Source organism: Dietzia sp. B19, from assembly GCF_014145155.1.
Taxonomy (GTDB): domain Bacteria; phylum Actinomycetota; class Actinomycetes; order Mycobacteriales; family Mycobacteriaceae; genus Dietzia; species Dietzia natronolimnaea.
In genome coordinates this window covers 1-3,415 of the sequence record NZ_JAALED010000467.1, presented here as the reverse complement: position 1 = coordinate 3,415, position 3,415 = coordinate 1, and the positions used below count along the sequence as shown (strand labels likewise).

The following is a 3,415-nucleotide window of genomic DNA, read 5'->3' as shown; positions in this document are numbered from 1 at the left end:
TACCGGCCTGGCCGCCGTGCAGGGCGTCGGCGGCCAGGTCGGCGTGCAGGGTCCCGTACCGGGGGAACGCCAGACGCCCGACCGACACACCCCGGTCGGTGAGCTCACCGACCAGGGCGGTCGTCAGGGTGTTCTTGCCCGCGCCGTCGAGCCCCTCGACGACGACCAGACGCGCGACCACGGGATCGGATCAGTACCGGTAGTGGTCGGGCTTGTACGGGCCCTCGACGTCCACACCGATGTACTCGGCCTGGTCCTTGGCGAGCGTGGTGAGCGATCCACCGAGTGCCTCGACGTGCAGGCGCGCGACCTTCTCGTCGAGGATCTTGGGCAGCAGGTGGACGCCGATCGGGTACTGGTCGGCCTTGCTGAACAGCTCGATCTGGGCGATCACCTGGTCGGAGAAGCTGTTGGACATCACGAACGACGGGTGGCCGGTGGCGTTGCCGAGGTTGAGCAGACGCCCCTCCGACAGCACGATGATCGAGCGGCCGTCGGAGTCGAAGACGAACTCGTCGACCTGCGGCTTGATGTTGATGCGGGTGACGTCCACCGCGGACTCCAGTCCGGCCATGTCGATCTCGTTGTCGAAGTGGCCGATGTTGCCCAGGATCGCCTTGTTCTTCATCCGCTTCATGTGGTCGAAGGTGATGATGTCCTTGTTGCCGGTGGCCGTGATGATGATGTCGGCCGCCTCGATGGCCTCGTCCACGGTCACCACGTCGAAGCCGTCCATGAGGGCCTGCAGCGCGTTGATCGGGTCGATCTCGGTGACCTGGACGCGCGCGCCCTGGCCGGCGAGGGCCTCGGCGCACCCCTTGCCCACGTCGCCGTAACCGCACACCAGGGCCTTCTTGCCGCCGATGAGGGCGTCGGTGCCGCGGTTGATGCCGTCCAGCAACGAGTGGCGGGTGCCGTACTTGTTGTCGAACTTGCTCTTGGTGACCGCGTCGTTGACGTTGATCGCCGGGAACGGCAGCACACCCTCGGCGTGGAAGTGGTACAGGCGGTGTACGCCGGTGGTGGTCTCCTCGGTGACGCCCTGGACCGACTCGGCGATGGCCGTGTACTTGCCCGGGTGGGCCGGCACGGACTCGCGCAGCAGCGCGTGGAAGACCTTCTCCTCCGCCGACCAGGCGGAGTCGTCCGACGGCACGGCCCCGGCCTGCTCGAACTCCTTGCCCTTGATCACGAGCATGGTGGCGTCGCCACCGTCGTCGAGGATCATGTTGGGATCGGTGCCGGGCCAGGTCATGATCTGCTCCGTGCACCACCAGTACTCGGCGAGCGTCTCGCCCTTCCACGCGAACACCGGCACGCCGGACGGGGCCTCGGGCGTGCCCTCCGGGCCCACGACGACGGCGGCGGCCGCCTCGTCCTGCGTGGAGAAGATGTTGCACGAGGCCCACCGGACCTCCGCGCCCAGCGCGGTCAGCGTCTCGATCAACACGGCGGTCTGCACCGTCATGTGGATGGACCCGGCGATCCGGGCCCCCGCCAGCGGCTGCTCCGCCCCGTACTCCTCGCGCAGCGCCATGAGGCCGGGCATCTCGTGCTCGGCCAGACGGATCTGCTTGCGGCCCGCCTCCGCCAGCGACAGATCCGCCACCTTGAACTCGACACCGTTGACGGACTGCACGTGCAGATCAGCGGACATGTGTGCGACCAGCTCCTCGTAGTTCGGAAAAGACTTCCGCACCACACTAGCGGGGAGCTCTACCGCTACGCCGTCCCCGTCTCCGGACCGCCGACCCGGGTGCGGAAGACGGTGGCCCCGTCGGCGCCCTCCAGCTCCACCACCGGCGTCGAGGCGGGGACCCACACCGCGTGGCCGGGCCCCAGCGTCTCCGTGGTCCCGTTCTCCGACACGCACACCCGGCCGGAGGTACACAACAGGACCTCCGGGCCGTCGGTCCGGTAGGTGACGGGGCCGGTGCCGGCGGGGAGCACGATGCGCGAGAGCGCGAAGTCGGGCTCGGGCGTGGGGTAGTCCACCTCCCCGGGGATCCCGCGATCGGCGGGGACCGGCCGCACCGTGGGGTCCGCGAGCGGGTCGAACGCGAGCACCCGCATCAGCTCCGGGACGTCGACGTGCTTGGGTGTCAGGCCCCCGCGCAGGACGTTGTCCGAGTTGGCCATGACCTCCACCCCGACTCCGCGGAGATAGGCGTGGAGCTGACCGGGGCCCAGGTACACGGCCTGTCCCGGCCGGAGCACCACCCTGTTGAGCAGCAGGGCACCCAGGACACCGGGATCCGTGGGGTACCGCTCGGCGAGCTCGACCACGGTCGTGGCCTCGTTCGACCACTCGCCGGAGACACCCTCCGCGGTGAGGTACCCCACGGCGCCGGTGACCAGGTCCGCCACCACCGTCTCCAACGCCATGTGCGGCATCGTCACGAAGGTGGTGAACACCGCACGGAGGCCCTCCGCGTCCGGCTGGCCGTCCAGCATGTCGCGGTAGGGTCGCAGGGCCGGCACGTCGAGGGCGTCGAACAACGCCACGGTACGGGGCACGGGGCGGAATCCGACCAGCGCGTGGAACTCGGTCAGGGCCACCAGGATCTCGGGCTTGTGGTTGGTGTCGCGGTAGTTGCGATCCGGGGCGTGGACGGCGATCCCCCGCGCGTCCTCGGCGGCGAAACCCTCCCTCGCCCTCTCCGGGGACGGGTGCGCCTGCAGGGAGAGCGCCTGCTCGGCGGACAGGAGCTTGACCAGGAACGGCAGTCCGCCCCCGTGTTCCGCGGCCACCCGCGCCCCGAGCTCTCCCTCGGGGTCGGCGGCTATCCGCGCGTCCAACCCCCGCCCGTCGGCGCAGAGCGACGAGCCGGAGTCGTGGGCGCCGAACCAGTGCTCGGCCACCGGGTGCGGTGCCGGGGAGTGGGTTCCGCACAACTCGGGGAGCGCCGTCCGCGAGCCCCATGCGTACGCCTGGACGACCGGGGTGAGAGCGACCACGGTTCTAGAGCCCCCCCACCAGCAGGTACGCGGCGGAGAGTTCGGTCCGTGCCATGAGCGCGGCCACCTTTCCGCTCAACGGGGCTGGTGTGGCACCGACCGTGTCCCGACCACGATCGGAGATCCACTCGACGTCCGCGAGCGGGCCCGCGGCCAGGCGGACGAATTCCTCGTCCGCGCTGAGCACCATACCGAGGTGCCGGATGGTCCTGTCCTCGCGTTCACCGTCGAGCTGGTCGTCGTGGAACAGACTCGCGAGGGGGTCCACGGCGGGCAGCCCTCGGGCGCGCTCGGCCTGCGACCGGACGGCGTCGGTGACGGAGGAGGTCGCCGTGACCCGGCCGGCGTCGCAGAACGCGGCCACCGCCCTGTCGCAGTAGGCCGCGGACAACGGATCCGAGTGGATCCAGACGAGCGGGTCCGAACCGGCGACCGCGGTGGCGAGGAGCTTGGCCGG

The 3,415-nt window shown here is 70.3% G+C and carries 2 protein-coding genes and 2 pseudogenes; all 4 read right to left on the bottom strand.

Annotated elements, in window-relative coordinates:
• Positions 1–181 (bottom strand): annotated as a pseudogene (locus G6020_RS13025) (dTMP kinase); the annotation flags it as partial.
• Between the two features lie 9 nt (positions 182–190).
• On the bottom strand, positions 191–1,657 hold the full coding sequence (gene ahcY / locus G6020_RS13020) for an adenosylhomocysteinase (RefSeq protein ID WP_182610908.1): 1,467 nt from the start codon (positions 1,655–1,657) through the stop codon (positions 191–193).
• Positions 1,658–1,722: 65 nt separating this feature from the next.
• A complete protein-coding gene (gene manA, locus G6020_RS13015) occupies positions 1,723–2,958 on the bottom strand; it encodes a mannose-6-phosphate isomerase, class I (RefSeq protein WP_182610907.1) in 1,236 nt (411 codons plus the stop codon).
• A gap of 4 nt (positions 2,959–2,962) precedes the next feature.
• Positions 2,963–3,415 (bottom strand): annotated as a pseudogene (locus G6020_RS13010) (hypothetical protein); the annotation flags it as partial.

Excerpts from the sequence above, each read along its gene's own strand:
- ahcY (WP_182610908.1), bottom strand. The coding sequence starts at position 1,657 with ATGTCCGCTGATCTGCACGTGCAGTCCGTCAACGGTGTCGAGTTCAAG.